Below are 23,316 nucleotides of genomic sequence, written 5' to 3' on the forward strand. Positions count from 1 at the left end.
TAACTTCCCGCCGGTGGGCGACGCGAGCACCGGTCCGGGGTCCTTCGCCGAGCTGCTGCGCCGCTTCCGCGACCGTGCCGCGCTCAGCCAGGACGAGCTCGCCGCCCGCGCCGGCCTGACCGCCAAGGCCGTCGGGGCCCTGGAACGCGGCGAGCGCCGCCGGCCGTACCCACACACCGTCCGCGCCCTCGCCGACGCCCTCGGCCTGGCCGGCGGGGACCGGGCCGCGCTGACCGCGGCGTCGCGCCCCGCCGGGGAGGAGCAGCCGCCACCCCCGGTCGGCCTGCCGCTGCCCCCCACGCCACTGGTCGGCCGGGACGCCGAGCGTGCGGAGGTGCTCGGGCTGCTGCGCTCGGGCGCGACCCGGCTGCTCACCCTCACCGGGCCGGGTGGCGTGGGCAAGACCAGCCTGGCGCTCGACGTCGCTCGAGCCCTGGCCGGCGACTTCCCCGACGGGATCGCCGTCGTCGAGCTGGCGCCGGTCCGCGAGGCGCGGCTGGTGCTGCCGACGCTCGCCCGCGCCCTCGGCGCCCGGCAGCTCGCCCCTCCCCTCGGCGACTCGCTGGCCGCCTTCGTCGGGACCCGGCGGCAGCTCGTCGTCCTCGACAACGTCGAGCACGTGCTCGACGCGGCGGCCGACGTCGCCGACCTGCTGGCCCGCTGCCCCGGACTGGCGGTGCTGGCCACCAGCCGGGCGGCCCTGCACGTGCGGGCCGAGCGCGACCGTCCGCTGGACCCGCTGCCCGTGCCGGCCGGCGCCGACGTCGCGTCGGTCGCCGCGTCCCCCGCCGCGCAGGTGTTCCTCGACCGTGCCCGCGCCGCCGGCCGGGCGGTGCCGCTGACCGGGGCGACGGCGGCCGACGTGGCCGCCATCTGCCGGCGCCTGGACGGGCTGCCGCTGGCCCTCGAGCTGGCCGCCGCGCACGCCCGCTTCCTCTCTCCCGCCGCGCTGCTGGCCCGCCTCGACCAGGCGGTGGGCCTCCCGCGGTCCCGGGACCTGCCCGAGCGCCAGCGCACCGTCCGGGCGACGCTGGACTGGAGCCACGACCTGCTCACCCTCGACGAGCAGGTGCTGCTGCGCCGGCTGGCGGTCTTCCCCGGCGGGTTCTCGCTGGCGGCCGCGCAGGAGGTGGCGGGGGACGGTGGCGACGTCGTCCCGGCGCTCGGCGGCCTGGTGGAGCAGTCGCTGGTGGCCGTGCAGGGCGACCGCTACCGGATGCTGGAGCCGGTGCGCCAGTACGCGGCCGCCCGGCTCCAGGAGGCCGGCGAGACCGACGCGGTGGCCGACCGCGCGGCGGAATGGGGCTGCGCGCTCGCCTCGGGCGCCCGGGCCGGCCTGCGCGGGGCGGAGCAGGCCGCGTGGCTGGACCGGCTGCAGCGCGAGCACGGAAACCTCAGTGCCACCTTCGGCCGGCTGGTCGACAGCGGCCGCCTGGGTCCGGCCGCGCGGCTCGGCGCGGACACCTGGCTGTACTGGGCGCTGCGCGGCGACGTCGTCGAGGGGCTCGGGTGGGTCGAGCGCGTGCGGGACGCCACCGGCACGGGGACGCTGCCGCCGGCCGAGCGCGCGGCGCTGCAGCTGGCCCTGGCCGGGCTCCGCTACGCGGCCGGCGACATCGCGGGCATGCGGGCCCCCGCAGCCGAGGCGGTCCCGGCCGCCCGCGCGGCCGGCGCCGACGACCTGCTCGCCGAGGCGCTGGTCCTGTCCGGGTCGGCGGCGGTCTTCCTCGGCGACCTCGACCGGGCCGCCGGGGAGCTGGCCGAGGCGGCGCGGCTGGGCCGGACGGCGGGCCTGCCGTGGGCGCTGGCCCACGCGACCCTCGCCGAGGCGCAGCGGCTGGTCCAGTCCGGGGACCTCCCCGGGGCGGCCGCCGGACTGGACGACGCCGAGCGGGTGGCCCGCGAGATCGGCAGCCCGTTCACCCTGGCCACGGTCCTCAACATGCGCGCCACCCTCGCCCAGGGCACCGGGGACGACGCCGCGGCGCTGGCCTGCCTCACCGAGGCCGCCGACCTGGCCGCCGCCGTCGCCACCACCTGGACGCTGGCCTACACCCTCCCGGGGCTGGCGGTGCTGGCCGCGCAGCGCGGGCGCCCGGAGCTGGCGGCGGAGCTGTTCGCGGCCGGGTCGGCGACCGCCGAGGCGGCGTCCGTGGCGGTCAGCTTCCCGCCGGACCTGGAGCGGGCCGGCCACTGGCTGGCCGCGGTGCGCGCCGAGCTGGGTGAGGAGGCGTTCCGGCGGGCCTGGGAACGCGGCCGCGGCGTCCGGCCGGCCGACGTCCCCGGGCTCGCCGCCCGGCTCACGCGGCCGACCGCACCCGCCTGACGTAGCGCCGGTACCGCCGGAGGAACACCGTCCGCGCCAGCAGGCGGACCGGCAGCGGCAGCTTGGCCAGCATCTCGGCGGCCTCGTCCGGGGTGGCCTCCTCGAGGACCGACCCGAACATGATCGGCAGCTCCGCCAGGGACATCTGCGCCAGCCCGTGGTCGCCCAGCTCCGCCCACTCCTCCGTCGACACGTGCCGCGCGGCCAGCGGCAGGATCTCCCGCTCCTCCTCGTCGAGGTGCTCCACGAGGGCGGCGCGCAGCGCGTCGAAGGTCGCGGCGACCTCCTCGGTGACCGCCGGCCGCGCCTCGGCCTCCCAGCGCGCCAGCGCCGCGGGCAGCCGGTCGATGTGCTTCTCGACCTGCCCGTGCTGCGCCTCCATGCGGTGGACCAGGGCGGCGTCGGGGGCGGCGCGCTCCAGCAGCTTGGGCCAGAGCAGCTCGTCCTCGCCGGTGTGGTGCAGGTGCAACCCCTTCAGGACGAGCCGGGCGTGGGCGGCGACCACGGCGGCGCGGGCGGTGTCCCCGGCGGGGACGGCCCGCACCAGCTCCGGGATCAGCCGGAACTCGCGGCGGAACGTGCGGTGGACGACGACCATGTCGTGGACGTCGGTGAGCGGGGCGGAGGAGGTCTCGGTCATGGCGACGAGCCTGTCCGGGCGCCGGGGACGGCGGCACCCACACGACCTCCACACCGCCCCCACACTCGCCCCGCCCGGGGGTCCTCGCACCCCGCTGAGCTGCCGGCCGCCGGCCGCGGCTGCTTGACTGCGGGCATGGACCTGCCCGTTCTCCCGCCGGTCAAGCCGATGCTGGCCAAGGCCTCGACCAAGCTGCCCACCGCCGAGGGCCTCTTCTACGAGCCCAAGTGGGACGGCTTCCGCTGCATCGTCTTCCGCGACGGCGACGAGGTGGAGCTGGGCAGCCGCAACGAGCGCCCGCTCACCCGCTACTTCCCGGAGGTGGTGGCGGCGGTCAAGGCGGCACTGCCGGAGCGGTGCGTGGTCGACGGCGAGATCGTCGTGCCGGCGGGCGACCGGCTGCACTTCGAGGCGCTGCTGCAGCGCATCCACCCGGCCGAGTCGCGCGTCAACCTGCTGGCCGAGCAGACCCCGGCGTCCTTCGTCGCCTTCGACCTGCTCGCCCTCGGCGACGAGTCGCTGATGGAGTTGCCGTTCGGCGAGCGGCAGGCCCGGCTGCGGCAGGTGATCGGGAAGGGCACCGAGTCGGTGCACGCCACCGCCATCACCCAGGACACCGGGACGGCGCAGCGCTGGTTCGAGGAGTTCGAGGGCGCGGGGCTCGACGGCGTGGTCGCCAAGCCCGCCGACCTGCCCTACGGACCCGACCAGCGGCTCATGACGAAGGTCAAGCACGTGCGCACCGCCGACTGCGTGGTCGCCGGGTTCCGATGGCACAAGAGCGGGCCGATCGTGGGCTCGCTGCTGCTGGGGCTCTACAACGACGCCGGCGACCTCCAGCACATCGGCGTCGCGGCGTCCTTCCCGATGGCCCGGCGGGCCGAGCTGGTCGAGGAGCTGGCGCCCTACCGGGCCCAGGCGCTCGACGGGCACCCCTGGCAGGACTGGGCGAACGCGGAGACCAACGGGAACGGCGAGCACCGGATGCCCGGGGCGCAGAGCCGGTGGAACGCCGGCAAGGACCTCTCCTGGGTGCCGCTGCGGCCGGAGCTCGTCGTCGAGATCAAGTACGACCAGCTGGAGGGCCGCCGGCTTCGGCACACCGGGCAGTTCCTGCGCTGGCGTCCCGACCGGGAGCCGCGCAGCTGCACCTACGACCAGCTGGACGTGCCGGTGCGCTACGACCTCGCCGAGGTCTTCGCCGGCTGACAGCCCAGGGAGCATCGCAGCACAGGTCAGTCCGGGGCGCGGGGGCCGGCCGGTGTCATCGCCGGCTGAGTTGGGCAGCTCGGTGACTTCGGGGCGGGAGACGACCTCTGGATACCCAGGACTCCTGCCGGGCGAAGTCTTGCGGTGTCGTGCACGCCCTTGCGGTCGTGCGGTGCCGCACGAGCGTGGAGAACACCGCAAGAGGACTGCGTCGGGCGCGGTTTCCGGGTCGAACTCGCGTCTCGGGGGCTGCTGGACTCCGAGAGGGCGAGTTCACCTCCGAAAGCGTGGCCTCTCGTGACGGGCGGCGACTCTCCCACCCGAGAGTCACTTGCTGCCGAAGTCATCGCCGGCTGAGCGCAGCGTGAGTGGCCGTTGTGACCGGAGGGGCGCAGCGGCCGAGGGACCCGGACCAGACCGCCTGTCGCGGACGGGTCCGATCGGTTCCCGAAATAGCATCGCTCCCCGTGTCGAGGAGCCCTGGAGACGTGCTGCGGACGACGGCCCGCGGGCTGGGGCAGTCGCTCCTCACCGTCGGGTTCGTGCTGCTGCTGTTCGTCGTCTACGAGCTGTGGGTGACCGACCTGCAGAGCGCCGCCGCGCAGGAGGAGCTCACCACCGAGCTGCGTGAGCAGTGGGACGACCCGGCCCAGGCGGCCCCCGCGGAGTTCCCCGACGGCGAGGCGTTCGCGTTCCTGCACATCCCGCGGCTGGGGGCCGACTACTCCCGGGCGATCGTCGAGGGCACCGGCGCCACCGAGCTGGCCCAGGGCCCGGGCCACTACGTCGACACCGCGATGCCCGGCGAGCAGGGCAACTTCGCCGTCGCCGGCCACCGGGTGGGCCGCGGCTCGCCGTTCCTCGAGCTCGACGAGCTGCGCCCGGGTGACCCGATCGTCGTCGAGACCGCCGAGAACTGGTTCGTCTACCGCGTCATCGGCGACCCGGCCACGGGCTCGTTCACCGCGCCCGGCACCGCCGTCCCCGGCCGGCAGATCGTGTCGCCGAGCGACGTGTCGGTGATCAACCCGACGCCCGGCGCCCCCGAGGCCGCGCCCACCGGCGCCTACCTGACGCTGACCACGTGCCACCCCGAGTACTCCGCACGCCAGCGGCTGATCATCCACGCCGTCCTCGACGGCGCCCCGATCCCCCGCGCCGACGTCCCGGAGGGCCCCGGCGCCCTCCGGGAGGGATGAGGACGACGACCGTGTACTCCTGGATCTGGCGGCACCTGCCCGGGCCGACCGCCGTCAAGACGCTGCAGGCGCTGGTGCTCGTCGCGGCGGTCAGCGCGCTGCTGCTGTTCGTCGTGTTCCCCGAGGTGGAGCCGCACCTGCCGTTCGCGGACGTCGTCGTCGACGAGTGACCGTCGACCGCTGAGCCGGGCAGCGGTGAGGGGAGGCCTCTGCGGTCCCGGCGCGGGGCTCCTAGGCTCATGATCATGCGCCTGTCCCGCGGCCTGGTCGCCGTCGTCTCCGGCCTGCTGCTGACCGTCTCCGGCTGCACGTCCTCGGACTCGGAGTCGCCGGACTCCTCCGCCGCGTCGACGACGGCGGCCGAGCCGGAGGCCGAGGAGATCGCCTGGACCGACTGCGACGAGCAGATCCAGTCCTCGATCGCCGGCAGCCCCGGCAGCGACCGGGACATCCTGTTCGAGTGCGGCCGCACCCAGGTGCCGATCACCTACGCCGAGCCGCAGGGCGAGAAGCTCACGATCTTCCTCGTCCGCGCCCGGCTGGCGGGGCAGACCGACCGGCTCGGCTCGCTGGTGGTCAACCCGGGCGGCCCCGGGGCATCCGGCGCCGACGCCGCGATCCAGCGGGCGCTGACCCTGCCGGAGAACGTGCTCGCCCGCTTCGACGTGGTCGGCTTCGACCCGCGCGGGGTGGGGCTGTCCACGCCCGCGGTCGAGTGCGTCCCCGACGAGCTCAAGGACCGCGTCGTGGCCGCCGAGCCGCGGCCGGTCAGCGACGAGCAGCTCAACGAGGCGTTCTCGCTGGCCCAGGAGGTCGCCGACGGCTGCGCCGACGAGTACGGGGACGCGCTCAGCACGTTCAACACGACCGACACCGCCCGCGACCTGGACCTGCTGCGGCAGGGGCTGGGCGACGAGCAGCTGACCTTCCTCGGCTGGTCCTACGGCACCACGCTCGGCTCCACCTACGCCGAGCTCTTCCCCGACCGGGTGCGGGCGATGGTGCTCGACGCCGCCGTCGACCCCGACAACGACCCCCGCGCCGACGCCGAGGCCAGCGCCGCCGGCTTCGAGGCGGGCTTCGACGCCTTCGCCGCGAACTGCACGGCCCTGGTCGCCGGCTGCCCCATCGGGGCCGAGCCGCGGCGGTTCGTCGAGGAGCTGCTCGCCCAGGCCGCGCAGACGCCGATCCCCAGCGCGCGGGCGGGTGAGACCCGGCAGGCCACCCCCGGGGTGGTCATGACCGCCATCCAGGCCGGGCTCTACAACACCAGCGCGTGGCCGCAGCTGCAGCAGGGCCTCGCCGCGGCCCGCAACGGCGACGCCCAGCAGCTGTTCTCCCTGGCCGACGCCTACTACGGTCGCCTCCAGGACGGCACCTACTCGAACCTCATCGACGCCTCTCTGGCCATCGGCTGCGCCGACCGCGACCCCGACCTGCAGGTACCCGAGGACGAGATCCGGGCGCTGGCCGCCGACTGGGGCCAGCGGTACCCGCTGTTCGGCGCCGGCTCGGCCGCCGGCCTCTACACCTGCTCGGCGTGGGACGACGACCCCACGCCGCTGCCGGCACGCGACGCCGAGGGGGCGGCGCCGATCCTCGTCGTCGGCAACACCGGGGACCCGGTCACCCCGCTGCCCGGCGCGGAGCAGATGGCCACCGAGCTGACCTCGGGCGTGCTGCTGGTCTGGCAGGGCCTCGGGCACACCTCGTACCCGAAGACCGGCTGCGTCAACGACGTGGTCAACGCCTACCTGGTCGACCTGGTCGTCCCGGCCGACGGTGCGACGTGTCCCCTCTGAGCCGGCGGGGCCCTAGGGTGCGCCGGGTGAACGCGCGATCCGGGTCCGGTCGGTGATGGCCTCTGCGAAGGACGCCGTCGTCCTGCAGGTCGACGGCCACGACGTGCGGATCTCCAGTCCGGAGAAGCCGTACTTCGCCGACCGCGGCATCCGCAAGATCGACGTCGTCGAGTACTTCATCAGCGTCGGCGACGGCATCCTGAACGCGCTCCGGGACCGGCCCACGACGCTGGAGCGCTGGCCCGGCGGGGTGTTCGAGGGCGCCCGGCTGTCCACCCGCGTGGACAACACCGGTGACGCCTTCTACCAGAAGCGGGTGCCCAAGAACGCGCCCGACTGGGTGCCGACCGCGCACATCACCTTCCCCAGCGGTCGCACCGCCGACGAGATCGCCCCGGACTCGGTCGCCGTCGTCGCGTGGTGCGCCAACCTCGGCACGCTGACCTTCCACCCGTGGCCGGTGTCGAAGTCCGACGTCGAGCAGCCCGACCAGATCCGCATCGACCTCGACCCGCAGCCGGGCACCGACTTCGCCGACGCGGTGTGGGTGGCCCCGCACGTCCGGGAGCTGCTGGCCGAGTTCGGCATGCAGGGCTGGCCGAAGACCTCCGGCGGCCGCGGGGTGCACGTCTACGTGCCCATCCAGCCGCGGTGGACCTTCCCGGAGGTGCGCCGGGCGGTCATCGCCTTCGGCCGCGAGCTGGAGCGGCGCCTCCCCGACCGCGTGACGATGTCGTGGTGGAAGGAGGAGCGCGGCGAGAAGATCTTCATCGACTACAACCAGATGGCCCGGGACCGCACGATCGCCTCGGCCTACTCGATCCGCGCCAAGCCGCACGCCCCGGTGTCCGCGCCGGTCGACTGGGACGAGTTGCCCGACGTCTCGCCGCTCGACTTCGACGTGCGCACCATGCCGGCGCGGTTCAAGGAGGTCGGCGACAAGCACGCCGGCCTGGCCGACCATGCGTTCGGCATCGAGCCGCTGCTGGAGCTGGCCGACCGCCAGGCCAAGGACGACGGCCTCGGCGACCTCCCCTATCCCCCGGACTACCCGAAGATGCCGGGCGAGCCGATGCGGGTCCAACCGAGTCGCGCCAGACGCCCTACCAGCGACAACGCCTGATCCGGTCGCCCGCGGAGGGGTGGCACAGCGCTGTTTCCCCGGAAACCTCCCGCCGTGGCCGTGCGGCTGGACGACCTGCTCGCGTCCTTCCGGCGGCACCTGCGGGCCGCCGCGTGGTGCTGCGGCTCCCGCTGGACACCGGGGTGCGGGTGTCGGAGCTGTGCGGGCTGGAAATCACCGACGTCGACCTGGACCGGGAGCTGGCCTACGTCACCGGCAAGGGCTCCCGCCCCCGGGTGGTGCCGTTCGGCGCGAGGACCGCCCAGGCCGTGGACCGCTACCTGCGGGTGCGGGCGCTGCACCCCTACGCCCGGTCGACGCGGCTGCTGCTGGGCCAGCGCGTACCGATGACCCCCGACGGCGCCCGCGACGTGCTGCACAACCGCGCCGCCCGGGCCGGCGTCGCCGACGTCCACCCGCACCGCTTCCGGCACACCTTCGCCCACCGCTGGCCGGCCGGATGACGGCCCTGACTCGGCCGCGCAGCGTGCGGACCTCCCTCATCGACCTCGTCCCGTACTGCTCGGGGCAGTTCCGAGGCATCGAGCCGGGAGGACGATGCCGAACGGCGAGTCGCACCCGTTCGGCGCCATCGCCCCTCCAGCCGGTTCGCGTGCTCAGTCAGGCTGGTCGGGGCGGTTCGACGCCTGCTCGACGCGGCGGGAAGGCCCACCGTCGACCGTCGTCGCAGGCCCGTCCTGTGCCGCGCGAACGTCCGGTCGGTGCTGCCGGGCGTGCGCCAGCGCGTCGGCCGGACGCAACTGCAGTCCGGCCCTCCACTCCCGCTCGAACCGATCCACGCCGAGCGCCGAGCGCACTGCCGCCACCCCGTCGTCGTGGAACGGCCGGAGAACCGGCCAGGAGCTGACACCCAGGCTGCCGCGGATGCGCTCGGCCGCGGCGTGCAGCCGCGCGGCCGTTCCCATCCGGCCTTCCATCCGGGCGACCACGGCCAGGCCGTCCAGGCAGTAGGACACCCCCTCCTGGTCGAGCAGCCCCTCGTTCGCCGCCAGGCTCCTGTCGAACATCACCCGTGCCCGGTCCGGTTGTCCGCGCAGCAAGGCGTCGAACCCGAGCTGGTGCAGGGCCAGCGTCTGCAGATGGTCGTTGTCGATCTGCTCGCCGAGCCGCAGGCATTCCTCGTACACCGCCGCGACGCCGGCCACCTCCCCGGATCGCATGATGAGCTGACCGAGGGCCGAGAGGGTGTACGCGGCGCCCATGAGCTCGCCGCGCCGCCGGAACCAGGCGACGCCGGCCTCCAGCTCCGTCCGCAACGGGGGGATCTCCGCCTCCGTCGCGAGATAGCTGAGGCTGACTCGGGCGCGGATGCCCAGTTCCTCGTCACCGGCGTCCTCGGCCATGCGCAGGGCCTCGGCCAGCATGGCGCCGGCGCCCTCGGGGCGCCCCATCGAGTAGAAGCTGGTGGCGCGCGCCCACAACAGGCGTCCGCGGGCCGCTGGGTCCAACCGGGATGCCGACGGCAGAGCCGCCATCGCGTCAGCGAGCTCGAGGACCTCCGGGATGAGGCTCCTGGCCCAGAAGTAGTACGCGAGTGGCGTGGCGATGGCGTAGGCGGTCTGGGCATCGTCGACCTCGACCGCGTGGCGCCACGCCAGCCGGACGTTGTCCAGTTCGTCGTCGACCAGCGGCGCCCACCGATGGAAGCCGGTCGTCAGCCCCGCACCGACCTCCCGGACGAACGACATCACGACCTCGGCCATGCGGTCCAGCGCCGCCTTGCGCTCGCTGCGCTCGTCCAGCCGCTCCTCGGCGTACTGCCTGATCACGCCGAGCATCCGGAACCGGGGCGCGGCCGATGCGCCGTCGTCCGCGGTCACCAGGCTCTTGTCCACGAGCGAGGACACCAGCGTGACGACGTCGGCCGGCCCGGAGCTCCCGCCGTCCGTGCCGGCCATCGCCTCGGCCGCCCGCAACGTCCAGCCCCCCGGGAAGACCGACAGGCGGGTGAGCAGCAGCCGTTCCGGCGGGTCGAGCAACCGGTAGCTCCAGTCCAGCGTCGATCGGAGCGTGCGCTGCCGCTCAGGCAGGTCCACCAGTCCGCTGTCGAGGTCCAGCCGCTGCCCCAGCCGGTCCCTCAGTGCCGACGGCGGCAGCATCCGGACCCGGGCGGCGGCCAGTTCGATGGCGAGCGGGATGCCGTCCAGCCGACGGCAGATCTCGCCGACGTCGCCGGCGTTCTCCGCGGTGAGCACGAAGCGGGGGTCGACCTCCACGGCGCGGGCGACGAACAACTGCACGGCGGGCGAGTCCGCCACTCCCGACGCACGCGTGGAGTCCTCCGCCGTCGGCACGGCGAGCGGGGCCAGCGGCCACTCCTGCTCACCCCGCAAGCGGAGGACGGTGCGGCTGGTGGCCAGCACGTCCAGGTCGGGAACGGCGGCGAGGAGCCGGCCGACGTCGGTGGCCGCGGACAGCAGGTGCTCGAGGTTGTCCAGCAGGAGCAGCGCTCGCCGACCGGTCAGCCGGTCGGCGAGCACGTCGTGGAGCGGGCGACGTCCCGACGCGCGGACCCCGAGTGCGGAGGCGATGGCCCCGAGCACGCGGGAGGGCTCGGTCTCCGCCGCGAGATCCACGAACCACACGCCGTCGACGAGGTCGCGCTCCAGCGCGGCGGCGACGTCCAGGGCGAGCCGCGTCTTGCCGATCCCACCGGGGCCGGTGAGCGTGACCAGTCGAGCGCCATCGCGGAAGCGGGCCACCACTCCGTCCCGGTCGGCGTCCCGGCCGATCATGCGGGTGAGCGGTACCGGCAGCGTGGCCGGCCGCAGGCCAGGCGAGGAGACCTGCTCCTGTGCGGTGAACCGCTCGGTCAGCATCACCGCCAGGTCGTCCCCGAGCAGTTCGGCCAGGTCCGCGCTGTCGGTGAAGGCCTTGTACGAGGCGCGATCGTCGGCCCGGATCCGCTGCAGGAGCTCGTCGAGACGCGCCTCGCGGTCCGGGGCCGGGGCCTTCACGTAGATCAGCTTCGGCCGGTCGCCGGACAGTGCGTATTCGTCCTCCAGCCCCGACACCGTCTCGCCCGGCGCCACCCAGCCGTACCGCTGCCAGTAGACGCCGACGAACACGTCGCTCTGCGCCAGATACGCGCGGTACAGCTCCCGGGGTGGGTGCGGCCGAGCACCCAACTCGAACATGACCGGCGTGAGCCTGAGGCCCTCGATCGCCGCGCGCGCCGTCCGCCGCTCGGGGGCCAGCTCCTCCAGGGTGGAGGACACGAACACACGCACCCGGCGATCGGGGGTCCTGATCGGGGCCCGCATCCGCTGTGCCAACACCCACCCCCCGGAGGATCCGTCTCGCGGCCTCTGGTGCCGCCGTGGCCGGCGTGCGCGACACAAGACACCAGTCCGGCGCCGGCGGCAAGAGAGTGCGCGCTCAGCCTCGTCGGCGGGGTCCGGCCATGCGGTGTCAGGACCGGCCGCTGCTGGGCCCGGTCCCGTCTTCGGAGCGGCCCCCACGTCGGCCAGCCAGGCGAAGACGGTCTCCTGCATCAGCGCGGGATGGTCGGCCTGGGTGTGCGCTTCGGCTCCTTCGGCGGCGGTGGAGATCCGCAGGTGCTTCGGTCCGGACAGCCCCGCACACACCTGTTCCGCCTGGGGCGCTGTCCCTCGGACTCGCCCTCGCCGCTCAGCGCGAGGACCGGGATCGACAGCCGCGGGACCAGCTCCTCGTCGGAGGTCCCGGCGAAGGCGTCGAAGAACTCGCGGACCTCGTGCACGCCGCACTGCCACAGGAACTTCTCCCGGGTGCGGGCCAGGAAGGGGTCTCGTCGGCCGGCCAGCGCGATGAGCGAGCTCAGCACGGTTGTGGGGGCGGAGAGCAGCGCGCGGGGGAAACTCGGCCGTGGCCAGCCAGTTGAGGTCGAGGACCGTGTCCACACCCCGGAGATCTCCCAGCGGACCGCCGACGGCGTCCGCGACGGAAGGCTGGTCCGCTGTCCCGGAACCGGCCACGGCGGCACGATCACCCGTCGGCGCTTCGCGGACGACGTCACCCGGTTCCTCCTCACCCTCTGACGCGACGCGCAGGCGGTGTTCTCCCGGCCGTCGCCCGATGCCTTGACCCGTCCCCCCGCCAGCGGAACGCTCCGGACTCGGAGCGTCCCTGTGAGATCGCCTTCCGCTCCCCGGCCGCCGCGGCCGGCGAGCGGGGCTCGGGTTGGCAGGCGGCAGAGCGTGCAGTTCCAGATCCTCGGTCCACTGCAAGTGGTCGACGACGGGCGGCCGGTGCACCTGGGCCGGCCCAAGCAGCGCACTCTGCTGGCCGTTCTCCTGGTGGAGGCCGATCGGGCCGTCTCCCTCGACCAGCTGGTCGAGCAACTCTGGAACGGGCAGCCGCCCGCCCAGGCCATCGGCTCCCTCCAGGCCTACGTCTCCAACCTGCGGCGGGTGCTGGAACCCGGCCGCGGTCCGGGTTCCCCGCCGAGGACGCTGCTCAGCCAGCCGCCCGGCTACCGCCTGGCGGTCGCCGACGGGGACCTCGACGTCCACCTGTTCGAGGCGTCGGCTGCCGACGGCCATCGGCTGCTGGAAGCGCAGCGGCCGGAGGAGGCGAGCACGGTGCTGAGGCAGGGACTGTCGCTGTGGCGCGGACCGGTGCTGGTCGACTTCCCCGACGAGCCGTTCGTGCAGCCCGCGCGGGCCCGGCTGGAGCAGCTGCGGCTGACCGCGATGGAGGACCGCATCACGGCAGACCTCGCGCTGGGGCACCACACCGCCGTCATCCCCGAGCTCGAGCAGCTCGTGGCGACCCATCCTTTCCAGGAGCGGCTGCAGGGCCTTCTCCTGCTGGGGCTCTACCGCGCCGGGCGGCAGGGCGACGCCCTGCGCGCCTACCAGGCCGCCTGTTCCACCCTCCGCGACGAGCTCGGCATCTCGCCGGGTCCTCGGCTGCGGCGGCTCCACGACCTGGTTCTCCAGCAGTCCGCTGAGCTGGACTGGTCGCCGCCCCGGGTCGCTGTCGAGAGGAGGACGGGGGCGAGAGCGCAGCCGCGGTCGGCGGGCGAGGGGCTGGTCGGGCGGGACGAGCAGCTCGCCACCGCCGGTGCGCTGCTGGCGGAGGCGGCGGCCGGGCACGGCCGGGTCGTTCTCGTCACCGGCGAGCCGGGCATCGGCAAGACCCGGCTGACCGAAGCGGTCGCGGCGCGGGCCGGCGACGTCGGTGGCCAGGTCGGGTGGGGGCGGTGCTGGGAGGGTTCCGGCGCACCTGTGATGTGGCCCTGGGTCCAGGTGGTCCGCGCGCTCTTCGCCGGTCTCCCTCCCGGCGGCCCTGGCAGGGTGCCCGAGCCCCTGGCAGCGGAGCTCGCCCCGCTCCTGCCCGAACTGGCGGACCGGCACTCCGGCGCCCGTGCGGTGGCGCCGAACCTCGACGCCGCCCGGTTCCGGCTCTACGAGGCCGTCTGCGAGGCGCTGCGGCAGGCGGCGGCAGAGCGGCCGTTCGTGGTCATCCTGGAAGACCTCCACTGGGCCGATCCGCCGTCGCTGCAGCTGCTCACCTATCTGGCCGGGGAGGTGACGAGTACACGGGTGCTCGTCCTGGCCACGTATCGCGACATCGGGGCACAGAACGACGCGCTCACCGACGCGCTCGCCGCGCTGGCGCGCCGGCCGGCCGTCGAACGAATGGCTCTGGGTGGGCTGGGCGCAGGCGACGTCACGCGGCTCATGGCCGCCGAGACGGGCCTGGAACCGGACCGGCGGCTGGCCGGCCTGCTCCACGACCGCACGGGCGGCAACCCGTTCTTCGTCGTGGAGCTGCTCCGGCTCCTGGCCGGTGAGGGCCGGCTGCGCGGTGACGACGCCGAGGCGGTGCTCGCGCGGCAGATCCCCGTGACCGTGCGCGACGTACTGCGGCGCCGGCTGGCCACGTTGCCCGAGCAGGCCGTCTCGGCCCTCCTCGTCGGCGCCGTTGCCGGCCCGCGGTTCGACCTGGAGACGGTGCAGGCGGTGACCTCTCTCGACGACGACGAGATCCTCGGGGCGGTGGAGGCGGCACTGCTGAGCGGGCTCGTGGTGGAGGACGACGACGGGGTCGGCCACTACCGGTTCGGGCACGCACTGGTCCGGGAAGCCATCTACGACGACATGAGTCGCGCGCGCCGCGCCCGCTTGCACGCCCGCATCGGACAGGTGCTGCAGGCCGCCGGCGCCCCTGGCCACCGACGCGTGTCCGACCTCGCGCACCACATGTGGCAGGCCGCGTCGGTGCTCGGCGCCCCGACGGTCCTGCCGCACGTGCTGGCCGCTGCCGACGGCGCGCTGACGACGCTCGCGTACGAGGAGGCCGAGCTGCAGCTCCGGCGGGCGCTGCAGCTGACCGTCTCGCTGCCGTCGACACTCGACCGGTCCCGCTCCGAGCTCCAGCTGCACCTCCGGCTGGGCGCTGTGCTCGCCCAGTTGCACGGCCCCACGCAGCCCGGGACCGCCGACGCATTCACCCGCTCGCTCGAACTGGCGGCAGAGGTCAGCGACGACTCCGCAGCGTTCACCGCACTGCGCGGTCTCCACGAGGCGTACACCGCGGAGGGCAGCCACCGCCGCGCCGAGGAGCTCGCCGAGCAGTTGCTCGCTGTCGCCGCGCGGCTGGACGACCGAGGACTGCGTGCCGCTGCGCACATGACGCTGGGGCGGACCCTCTACATCCGGGGACGGTTCCAGGACGCCCGCCGGCACATGGAGCGCAGCCTCGAGCTGGCCGAGACCGCGCCCGCACTCCCGCCGTGGCCGGTGCCGCTGTCGATCAGCGCGCGGATCCTGCACGCGGCCGTCCTGGAGCTGGTGGGTGAGGACGAGGCGGCGGCAGAGGCGGTGGACCAGGCACTGCTGATCAGTGCCCGGCACTCCCCCTTCGCGCAGGCGACCGCCTTGGCCATGAGCGCTCATGTCGCCGTCCTCGGCCGGGACCCGAGGACCAGCGGCGAACGCGCCCGCGCTGCCCTCTCCCTGGCGACCACCTGGCACATCGGGGCCGTGCAGGGATATGCCAGGGCGGTGCTGGGATGGGTGCAGGCGGTCCAGGGGGACCCCGACGGCGCCATCCCCGTCCTGCGTCACGGGCTCGAGGCCATCCGGTCGAGCGGTGCCCGGCTGATGCTCCCGACGATGCTGAGCCTGGCCGCCGAGGCGGAACTGCTGGCGGGCCGGGCCCAGGAGGCACTCAGCCTCCTCGACGACGCGCGGGAGTGCGTGGAGCGCACCGACGAGCGGTTCACCGAGGCCGAGCTGTACCGGCTCCGCGGCCAGGCTCTGGCCGCCCTGACACCGGCTCGAACGGCCGACGCCGAGGTGGCCTTCCGGGCATCGAGGACGATCGCCCGGCGGCAGGGCGCGGAACCGGCAGTGCGGCGTGCCACCGAGGACCTGGGCCGCCTGCGCCTCAGCTCGCGACCATCGGCACCGCGTCCTCGGGCGCCCGTCGATCTCGCTGGAGGACCTCGTCGAGCCAGTCGAACACCACCTCCTGCGCGAGCGCGAGGTTGTTGACCTGGGAGTGGGCATCCGCCCCGCTGGAGGCGGGGAAGCCCCGCAGGACCGTGGGACCGGACAGCAGCTCGTGCACCTCGCGGGCCTGCCGCCGGAACGGCGGCCCCTCCCCGTCGCCGGCCATCGACAGCACGGGGACCCGGATGCGACGGACGTCGACCTTCCAGGGTTCGAACGACCGCAGCGCCTCCCCGAGGCTCTTCGCACCGACCTGCCATTGGAAGAACTTCTCGAACACGACGAGCTGGGTGGGATCGAAGAAGCGGCCGAGCCGAGTGGTCGCACCCTCGAGCAGCGCGGGGAAGCGGCGCAGCACGGACGGGGTCGACTCGTCGAGCAGGCGGCGCCAGTCCATGATCGGCGTGCTGGCCGCGACCGCCCGGATGCGCTCGTCGTGCGCAGCGGCACGCAGGACGATGTACCCGCCGAGGCTCAAGCCGTACGCGGCCAGCCGCTCCGGGTCGACGTCCGGCCGCGCCAGGACGGTGTCGATGATCCCGGAGACCGCATCCTCGACGTCGGCACGGAAGTGCAGACCGTCGAAGGCGGTGGAGCCCTGCCCGGGAACCTCCACCGCGATGACGTTCCAGCCACGGGCCATGCCGGTCGCACCGCCCCAGAAGTACATGTCCTCGGCGTAGGTCTCCCCACCACCGAAGAGCAGCATCGTAGGGCGCGGCCGGGGCGAGCCCGGTGGCCGCATGACGTAACCGGGGAGGATGCCGCCGTCGAACCGCACGGTGATCCGCTCCAGCGGTGGGTCGAACAGGTGGGCGGCGTGCTCGAACGCGCCAGCGGCCTGGTCCCACAGGGGTCGGAAGCGCGGATCCCCGGGGCGGACCACGTGGGTGGCGGTGCGCAGGTAGGTGTACGAGCGCAGCCAGCCTTGGCGGGCGCTCGCACCGGCGCCCCGCGCCTCGGCCTCCGCGGCGTACCGGGAGGCCGACTCGCCGACCGTCTGCCAGGCCGTGATCCAGGTCTCGAGGTCCCTCTCCCGGACCCGCGAGGACGCGTAGAGCGCCTCGCCGACGGAGGAGCCGCCGAAGCTGCCGTAGCTCAGCGCCATCTGGAGGTACAGGTCGAGGCTGCTGCTCTTGAAGTAGAGACGGCGCTTGAGCCGCTGCTCCGAGTTCTGCCGCTTCAGCCTGCCGGCCAGGGCGGCGAGCACGTCCTCCCGCATCGCCAGCTCCCATCTCTGCGTTCCCGTTCCTGACGGACGTGAGCGTGGGACGACTCGTTTGGCGTCGGCTTGGCGGCGGATTGGTGTCCCGCATCCGCGACCTGGTGCTCAGGGTCTCCGGCTGGACAGGGCTGACGCGGCCGCCACGGTCGCGAACACACCGAGGACCACGCGCACGTCATGCCAGCGCGCCCATCGCTCCAAGAGCTCCGTTGTCTGGGCGTCCGAGAGCGTCCCCGCCGTGAACCGGTGGTTGGCCGGTTCGTTCACGGTGACGGTGATGGCGATGACGCCCGCCGTGGCCGCGGCAGCGGCCACGGACGCCGAGCTGCGTCGGTGACCGGAGAGCACTCGCGCGGTCGCCGAGGCAGCGGTCGCCAAGCCGGCGGCGGCGCCCAGGGGGACCATCAGCGCGCGGATGCGGTCGGCGTGTGCGGTGAACCACGCGCGGAACTCCGCCGGAGGGGCGCCACGCCAGAAAGGCAGGAGTACGAGTTCGATCAGCACCATCCCACCCGCCAGCAGACCGGTGAGGACCACAGCGGCGATCCCGAGAGAGTCCGAGAGGTCGAGGCCGCCTTCCACGTCGCGGCGTCGGCGGACTCTCGATGGCGAGCGTCCGGGCAACCGCACAGGAGCGCGCGTCGTCGTCGTGGCACGGGCAGTCGTCGAGGCCATCTCGGTCTCCTCCTCCGGGCGTGCGCTCGTCCTCCCGCGTCAGTGACGGCCCGGACCTCCGGGCTCCGGATCCCCGGGGTGCACCGGCGGTCGAAGGCCGCGATGTCCGATCACATCGTTCTCGGGAAGATCAGGCTGCAGGTGACCGGCGACTCCTCGGAGGACGAGGGGCGCGACCGTAGCCCCCCCACTCCAGGAACGGTCTGCAGCGGTTCCAGCTGCGGTACACGTCGCTGGGGTGCAGTCTGCTCCGCCCGCTGGCTGACCGACCGCGGCCGCGCGGTGGCCCACTTGCCTCCCCGGTCGTCACCCGTGGCGGTGGAGTCGCCACCGGGAACGACGCGTTCCTGGTCGCCCGATGACCGGCTCGGATCGCAGCAGGCGTCGTCCAGCCGTGATGGGCGCCGCTGTACGCCGAGCGAGATGCGGCATCGGGAGGCACCGCGGGACGTCGGCACCGTCGGTCATCGGCAGGGTCGCGCTGGGCTGCCTACTCGAGGACGCCGAAGTCGGTTCCCCAGAGCTGCCGGTCGGGCACTGCGCTCTCGTCCCGGCCGACATCGTCGCAGAATCGCAGGTGGCGGACGTGGATCTGCGGAGCCGGCTCGTCGGTCGGGAACGCATCGGTCGGATACGTCATCGCGAACGGGTGGGTGAAGTCCCTCGTCGAGCCGTTCACCAAGGGGGAGTACCCCTCGGCTGCGGTCGCGGGCGAGTCCGCGGTGTCGACGATCCAGACGGTCGTCTCGGGGACGCTGCAGGGCTGCAGACTGAGCGGCTCGTTCTCGTATGCGGCCCTGGCCAGACCCACGCACAGGCCGCTGGCGACACCGGACGGCGCGTACTCCAGCTGCGCCGCGCGCAGGCTCCCGTAGTGACTGTTCACCGCGGCGGAGACCATGCCGGCTGCGTGGAAGTCAGAGACCAGGCCACCGCGGGGCAGGAAGTCCTCGGACGGGTCCGAGCTGCTGGCGCGGTGCAGGATCAGCGGTTGGCCGACCGTCCCCACCCCGCCGAGCACCGCCTCCACGAACTGCGGGTCGCCGTGCGTGCCGAACGCAGGGCTGAAGACGGCGATGCAGTCCGGCCCGCACTCCGGGGTGGCCGCGCTCGCCGGGAGAGTCGTCACCGCGCCCACGCCGACGACCGTCATGGGCGCCGCCGCTGCAGCCAGCACCTTGCTCTTCAGGGACATGTGTCGTTCCTCTCGTGGGTACAGCCACAGCCCGCGCACGGTCGGCGCCGGGATGACGGCCTGTCTCAGCCGCTCCCCCGGCGTGGTTCAGCCGAAGGTGAAGACGTGGGCCTCCGCCCCCGGCTCGAGGAACTCGATCTCGAACTGCCGCTCGACGACGGGCGGCGGCTGCCGGATCAGCTGGTACAGCCGTTGGTCACGGACCACGCCGTCGCCCTGCTCGGTCACGTCGTCGCCGTGCGCACGCCCCGGGGGCCGTCCGTCGAGGAGCACCCGGAAGGGCACCGGGACGTCCCGGGCCGCGGGACCCATGACGAGGTGGACGTCGCGAGCGGAGAAGCGGTAGGCGATCCGCCCACCGGCCTCGTGCACCACGCTCGCCTCACTCCCCACGGTCCAGGTCCCGGACAGCGCCCAGTGGTTGAGCCGCAGCCGCGCAGGCAGGGCGTACGCGCGGAGGGCATCAGGCGCCAGCCCAGAGGGCGAGGAGAAGTCGGTGGTGCGGGCGTAGCCGAGATAGTTCTCCCCCGACTCCAGGTGGTCCCAGTCCGCCTCGGCCTCGACGCCCTCGCCGCGGACCGAGACGAACGACCGGTCGACGAGGTCGGCTCCGGACTCGGCGAGCAGCCGCTGGATGACCAGCTCCGACTGCATGAAATCGCCCTCGCCGAACCGGTGGTGGCGGATGTGACCCGTGGCGTCGACGAAGTACAGCGCCGGCCAGTAGTGGTTGGCGAAGGCCTCCCAGACCGCGTAGTCGCTGTCGAGCGCGACCGGGTAGGAGATGCCGGTGCGCTCGACCGCCCGGCGGACGTTGTCCACGTCCTGTTCGAAGGAGAACTCCGGCGTGTGCACTCCCAGGACGACCAGGCCCAGGTCCCGGTACTTCTCCGCCCACGCCCGGATGTAGGGCAGCGTGCGGATCCAGTTGATGCAGGTGTAGGTCCAGAAGTCCACAAGGACGACCCGCCCGCGCAGCCCGTCCGCCGTCAGCGGCGCCGTGTTGAGCCAGCCGGTCGCACCGTCCAGCGACGGCATCCGGCTCTCCGTGCGCAACAGACCTGCGAGTGCCATGTCGGTCACCTCACGTGCAGTGGTCGGGGCGGTCGCGCCCCGGTTCTCGGGGGGCGGCGATCAGCGGTCGTCGGCTCGGCGGGGCTGCCGATCGCCGGTGTGGTCCGCCCGCGGCAGGTCCCGACCGGCGCCGGTCACGACCTCGCCGCGGGATCAGCGACGCGGTTGAGGGAGCCGGGGCCCGCGCAGGGACCGGAACGCGCCACGGACCTCGGCCGCGAAGACGTCGGGCACCTCCCAGGCCGGGAAGTGGCCGCCGGCCTCGGCCTCGTGGAAGTAGACGAGGCTGGGGAAGGCGCGCCGGGCCCATGTCTCGGGGGCACGGAAGAGGTCGTCGTCCGGGAACACCGTGATGGCCACGGGGAGCCGGATCCCGTCGGTCTGCTGCGCCGCCGCGCTGATCAGGCTCTGGGCGCGGTTCTCCCAGTAGAGCCTGGCGCCGGAGGCCGCCGTGTTCGTCAGCCAGTGCAGCGAGAAGTTGTCCAGGACCTCGTCCACCGTCGGCGACTGCGCGGGGTCCCTGCCGTACGTCCACTTCCCGAACCCGCCGTGCACGAGCATCCACCCGGCGAGCCCGGCGGGGGAATCCGTCAGGGCGTAGCCGACTGCCTGCGGTCGCGCGGTCATCATCTGGTAGTAGCCCCAGCCCCCGGTCTGGAGGAAGGTCCGCACGTCGTCGAACGCCGCCTGTTCCTTCTCGGAGAGTCCTCCCGGTGCGGGCTCACCGCTGGTGATCGCCGCGGCCGCGTCGGGCGGGAACACGGCCGGCAGGTTGGTGTGGATGGCGAGCAGCCCCTCAGGCGCCTGCCGTGCCATCGCCTCGACGACGCCTGCGCCCCAGTCGCCGCCCTGCGCGGCGTAGCGCTCGTACCCCAGCCGCTGCATGAGCACGTCGAACGCCCGCGCGATGCGTTCCACGTCCCACCCGGTCTCGGTCGGTCGTGACGAGAAGCCGTAGCCGGGCAGGGAGGGGATGACGACGTCGAAGGCGTCCTCCGCCGAGCCGCCGGACGCCGTCGGATCGGTGAGCGGACCGATGACCTTGATCTGCTCGAAGACCGACCCCGGCCACCCGTGAGCGATGATCAGCGGCAGCGCGTTCCCGTGCCGGGAGCGGACGTGGAAGAAGTGGACGTCGACCCCGTCGATGGTCGTCATGAACTGCGGCCAGGCGTTCAGCTGGGCTTCGCCCCTGCGCCAGTCGTACTCCGTGGCCCAGTAGCGGACCAGCTCCTGCAGGTCGTCCAACTGCGCACCCTGCGACCGGTCGGAGACGGTCTCCTTGTCGGGCCAGCGGGTTGCCGCGAGGCGCCGGCGCAGGTCGACGAGATCCTCGTCGGGCACGGCCACGCTGAAGGGTCGGATGGCACTGCCGGTTTGTCGTGCGACCGCCGTCATCGCTGCTCTGCTCCTCTGTCCTGCAGGCGCAAGGGGACGTCGCGGACCGGCGAGACCAGCGAGCGGCGTACCAGCGGGACGACGTGGTCAGCGCTGCCGGGACGACGGCCGCCTTGCGGGTGGGCGTGTGACGGGACCGAGGCTTCGCTCATCTGCAGCGTCGCAGCATGAGTCATCCGTCCATTCCGGTTCCGCGATCGCGGATCGTGCGCACCGACCTCCACGCGGAGGTCGTCGCTGCCGGGAGGTCAGTCGTCGCCGATGGTCAGGCCGCCGACCATCTCCCGGAGTCCGGTCAGCGTCTGCCGCGTGGCCGCGAGCAGCGAGCCGCCCTCCGTGCGCCAAGAGCGGACAGCGACGCGGAGCACCACGATGCCGGCGCCGGCCTCGAGCAGGGCCGCCGCGTCAGGGACGGTCAAGCCGCGGAGCTGCGCGAGACCGGCGGCGAGGACGCCCTCGAGGTCACGCTGCGCCATCAGTGTCCGTTGCATCAGCCGGGCGTGTCCGAGAACGATCTGGTCCCGCAGCGCGAGCAGGTCCTGCTGCGACTCCAGGAAGGCCGCGAACTCGCAGAGGATGACGGGCATGCGGGCGGGCGCCGGTAGGTGCGCGGCAGCGCTGAGCGCCGTCCGCAGTGCCGCGGAGAAGTCGTCCTGGTAGGCGAAGACGACGTCCTCTTTGGTCCCGAAGTGCCGGTAGAAGGTCGCAGGGGCCACACCGGCCTCGGCGCAGACGTCCTCGACGGTGACGTTGTCGAAGCCCCTCGTCCGGAAGAGCTCCAGCGCCGTCTGCTCCATACGGGCACGGCGCTGCTCCCAGGAGCCGGCGTACGGGCTCGTCCGGGCCATGCCGCCTCCCTCCTGTCCCCGCGGTCGTGTCGATCATGGACCGGGAGAGAAGTCTGTCACCCCAGCAGCTCGAGGAATCCCCCGCTGCCCTCCTGACGTGCACGTTCCTCCGCGAGGAGTGTGCCTGCGGGGGCCTTGGCGATCCGGGAGTCCCACGCGCCCCGTGGGAGCCCGACCGCGTGCCACTGGGCCCCGAGGGTTCGACCACAGGGCCACTTGACCGATGCGACGGCCCGACCGCGGGAGCAACGTCCCGGGTCACCCGCCATGCCGTCCCCGACGTCCGGGGCACGTGGGCTCCGCCGAGCAGTTCGCAAGGAGATCACCATGACCGAGAGAACCGCCGCAGGCCGCTCCCGGCCAACCGTCGCACTCGTCCACGGCGCCTTCGCCGACAGCGCCGGCTGGAACGACGTCGTCGCACACCTGCTCGCCGCCGACGTGCCGGTGCAGGCCGTCTCGAACCCCCTGCGCGGCATCTCCCACGACGCCGCCTACGTGGCCAGCGCCCTGTCGCAGATCGCGGGGCCCGTGCTGGCCGTGGGGCACTCCTACGGCGGAGCCGTCATCACCAACGCGGCGCTGCGGGCGGGCAACGTCGTCGGGTTGGTCTACGTGGCCGGCTTCGCGCCCGACGCGGGCGAGACGCTGTTGGACATCGAGACCGACTCCAAGGACAGCGTCCTGAACACGGCGCTGCTCGAACTCCGCTACCCGATGGGTGAGACGGACACCGGGATCGAGTTCGCGATCGACCCGGCGAAGTTCCACGACGCCTTCGCCGCCGACGTTCCGGAGCAACAGGCGCGCGTCATGGCGGCGACCCAGCGGCCCATCTCGTCGCTCGGCTTCGGCGAGCCGACCGCGGCGCCGGCGTGGAGGAGCCTGCCGTCCTGGGCCGTCATCCCCACCGGCGACAAGGCGGCCGGGACCGACGTCCTCCGGGCCATGGCCCAGCGAGCCGGCGCCACCGTGGTCGAGGCGGAGGGCTCGCACGTGATCATGGTCTCCCAGCCGAAGGCCGTCACCGAGGTGATCCAGCAGGCGCTCGAGGCCGTCTCGGCCTAGACGCCACCCAGGCGGGGCCGTGGGGTTCCGGGGGCCGGCCCCGCCGCCGCCGGCCCCGACCAACCAGCGCG

General features: G+C 73.7%; 19 protein-coding genes. 10 read left to right on the plus strand and 9 right to left on the minus strand.

The window, feature by feature from the left end; all coding sequences use genetic code 11:
- The first annotated feature begins 13 nt into the window (after positions 1-13).
- Complete coding sequence (locus tag ACI78Q_RS19235; RefSeq protein ID WP_456925045.1) at positions 14-2,326, plus strand: ATP-binding protein; 2,313 nt, start codon at positions 14-16, stop codon at positions 2,324-2,326.
- On the opposite strand, the gene ACI78Q_RS19240 is transcribed toward ACI78Q_RS19235, so the two are convergent.
- Positions 2,301-2,966 carry a hemerythrin domain-containing protein gene (locus ACI78Q_RS19240; protein WP_456925046.1) on the minus strand — a complete coding sequence of 222 codons (666 nt, stop codon included), beginning with the start codon at positions 2,964-2,966 and terminating at the stop codon, positions 2,301-2,303. The genes ACI78Q_RS19235 and ACI78Q_RS19240 overlap by 26 nt on opposite strands.
- Before the next feature lie 135 nt (positions 2,967-3,101).
- On the opposite strand from ACI78Q_RS19240, the gene ACI78Q_RS19245 reads away from it, so the two are divergent.
- The 6 genes from ACI78Q_RS19245 to ACI78Q_RS19270 all read left to right on the plus strand — a co-directional run bounded on the left by ACI78Q_RS19245 (position 3,102) and on the right by ACI78Q_RS19270 (position 8,763).
- Positions 3,102-4,175 (plus strand): ATP-dependent DNA ligase, encoded by a 1,074-nt coding sequence (locus ACI78Q_RS19245; RefSeq protein WP_456925047.1) that lies wholly within the window; start codon positions 3,102-3,104, stop codon positions 4,173-4,175.
- 488 nt (positions 4,176-4,663) lie between these two features.
- Positions 4,664-5,374: a class E sortase gene (locus ACI78Q_RS19250; protein WP_456925048.1), complete on the plus strand. Its 711-nt coding sequence runs from the start codon at positions 4,664-4,666 to the stop codon at positions 5,372-5,374.
- Positions 5,371-5,544: a hypothetical protein gene (locus ACI78Q_RS19255; RefSeq protein WP_456925049.1), complete on the plus strand. Its 174-nt coding sequence runs from the start codon at positions 5,371-5,373 to the stop codon at positions 5,542-5,544. Before ACI78Q_RS19250 ends, ACI78Q_RS19255 begins: the two co-directional genes overlap by 4 nt.
- 75 nt (positions 5,545-5,619) lie before the next feature.
- Positions 5,620-7,176, plus strand: a complete 1,557-nt coding sequence (locus tag ACI78Q_RS19260; protein ID WP_456925050.1) for an alpha/beta hydrolase — start codon at positions 5,620-5,622, stop codon at positions 7,174-7,176.
- A gap of 55 nt (positions 7,177-7,231) precedes the next feature.
- A complete protein-coding gene (gene ligD / locus ACI78Q_RS19265; protein WP_456925051.1) occupies positions 7,232-8,299 on the plus strand; it encodes a non-homologous end-joining DNA ligase in 1,068 nt (355 codons plus the stop codon).
- Between the two features lie 113 nt (positions 8,300-8,412).
- Positions 8,413-8,763, plus strand: a complete 351-nt coding sequence (locus ACI78Q_RS19270) for a tyrosine-type recombinase/integrase (protein ID WP_456925052.1) — start codon at positions 8,413-8,415, stop codon at positions 8,761-8,763.
- Between the two features lie 153 nt (positions 8,764-8,916).
- Here the strand turns inward: ACI78Q_RS19270 and ACI78Q_RS19275 are convergent, their stop codons facing one another.
- Both ACI78Q_RS19275 and ACI78Q_RS19280 read right to left on the minus strand, forming a co-directional pair.
- Positions 8,917-11,538 carry an ATP-binding protein gene (locus tag ACI78Q_RS19275; protein WP_456925053.1) on the minus strand — a complete coding sequence of 874 codons (2,622 nt, stop codon included), beginning with the start codon at positions 11,536-11,538 and terminating at the stop codon, positions 8,917-8,919.
- A 275-nt stretch (positions 11,539-11,813) separates the two neighbouring features.
- Complete coding sequence (locus tag ACI78Q_RS19280; RefSeq protein ID WP_456925054.1) at positions 11,814-12,125, minus strand: hypothetical protein; 312 nt, start codon at positions 12,123-12,125, stop codon at positions 11,814-11,816.
- Between ACI78Q_RS19280 and ACI78Q_RS19285 the strand changes: the two genes are divergently transcribed.
- A complete protein-coding gene (locus tag ACI78Q_RS19285) occupies positions 12,109-12,339 on the plus strand; it encodes an alpha/beta fold hydrolase (RefSeq protein WP_456925055.1) in 231 nt (76 codons plus the stop codon). The genes ACI78Q_RS19280 and ACI78Q_RS19285 overlap by 17 nt on opposite strands.
- A gap of 159 nt (positions 12,340-12,498) precedes the next feature.
- Positions 12,499-15,804: a BTAD domain-containing putative transcriptional regulator gene (locus tag ACI78Q_RS19290; protein ID WP_456925056.1), complete on the plus strand. Its 3,306-nt coding sequence runs from the start codon at positions 12,499-12,501 to the stop codon at positions 15,802-15,804.
- Here the strand turns inward: ACI78Q_RS19290 and ACI78Q_RS19295 are convergent.
- The 6 genes from ACI78Q_RS19295 to ACI78Q_RS19320 all read right to left on the minus strand — a co-directional run bounded on the left by ACI78Q_RS19295 (position 15,698) and on the right by ACI78Q_RS19320 (position 22,177).
- Positions 15,698-16,984 carry an alpha/beta hydrolase family protein gene (locus ACI78Q_RS19295; protein WP_456925057.1) on the minus strand — a complete coding sequence of 429 codons (1,287 nt, stop codon included), beginning with the start codon at positions 16,982-16,984 and terminating at the stop codon, positions 15,698-15,700. The two genes, ACI78Q_RS19290 and ACI78Q_RS19295, sit on opposite strands and share 107 nt — an antisense overlap.
- A 108-nt stretch (positions 16,985-17,092) precedes the next feature.
- Positions 17,093-17,662, minus strand: a complete 570-nt coding sequence (locus ACI78Q_RS19300) for an anthrone oxygenase family protein (protein ID WP_456925058.1) — start codon at positions 17,660-17,662, stop codon at positions 17,093-17,095.
- 490 nt (positions 17,663-18,152) lie between these two features.
- Complete coding sequence (locus ACI78Q_RS19305) at positions 18,153-18,857, minus strand: hypothetical protein (RefSeq protein WP_456925059.1); 705 nt, start codon at positions 18,855-18,857, stop codon at positions 18,153-18,155.
- An 87-nt stretch (positions 18,858-18,944) separates the two neighbouring features.
- Complete coding sequence (locus tag ACI78Q_RS19310) at positions 18,945-19,931, minus strand: thioredoxin family protein (protein ID WP_456925060.1); 987 nt, start codon at positions 19,929-19,931, stop codon at positions 18,945-18,947.
- A gap of 153 nt (positions 19,932-20,084) precedes the next feature.
- Entirely contained in the window at positions 20,085-21,329 is a 1,245-nt protein-coding gene (locus ACI78Q_RS19315; protein ID WP_456925061.1) for an epoxide hydrolase family protein, read from the minus strand.
- A gap of 248 nt (positions 21,330-21,577) precedes the next feature.
- On the minus strand, positions 21,578-22,177 hold the full coding sequence (locus ACI78Q_RS19320) for a TetR/AcrR family transcriptional regulator (RefSeq protein ID WP_456925062.1): 600 nt from the start codon (positions 22,175-22,177) through the stop codon (positions 21,578-21,580).
- A gap of 327 nt (positions 22,178-22,504) precedes the next feature.
- Here ACI78Q_RS19320 and ACI78Q_RS19325 point away from each other — a divergent pair, with 327 nt between their 5' ends.
- The gene (locus ACI78Q_RS19325) at positions 22,505-23,245 is read left to right on the plus strand and encodes an alpha/beta fold hydrolase (RefSeq protein WP_456925063.1); all 741 of its coding nucleotides are present in this window, start codon (positions 22,505-22,507) and stop codon (positions 23,243-23,245) included.
- The last annotated feature ends 71 nt before the right edge of the window (positions 23,246-23,316 follow it).

This window comes from Geodermatophilus sp. SYSU D00705 (assembly GCF_054050135.1).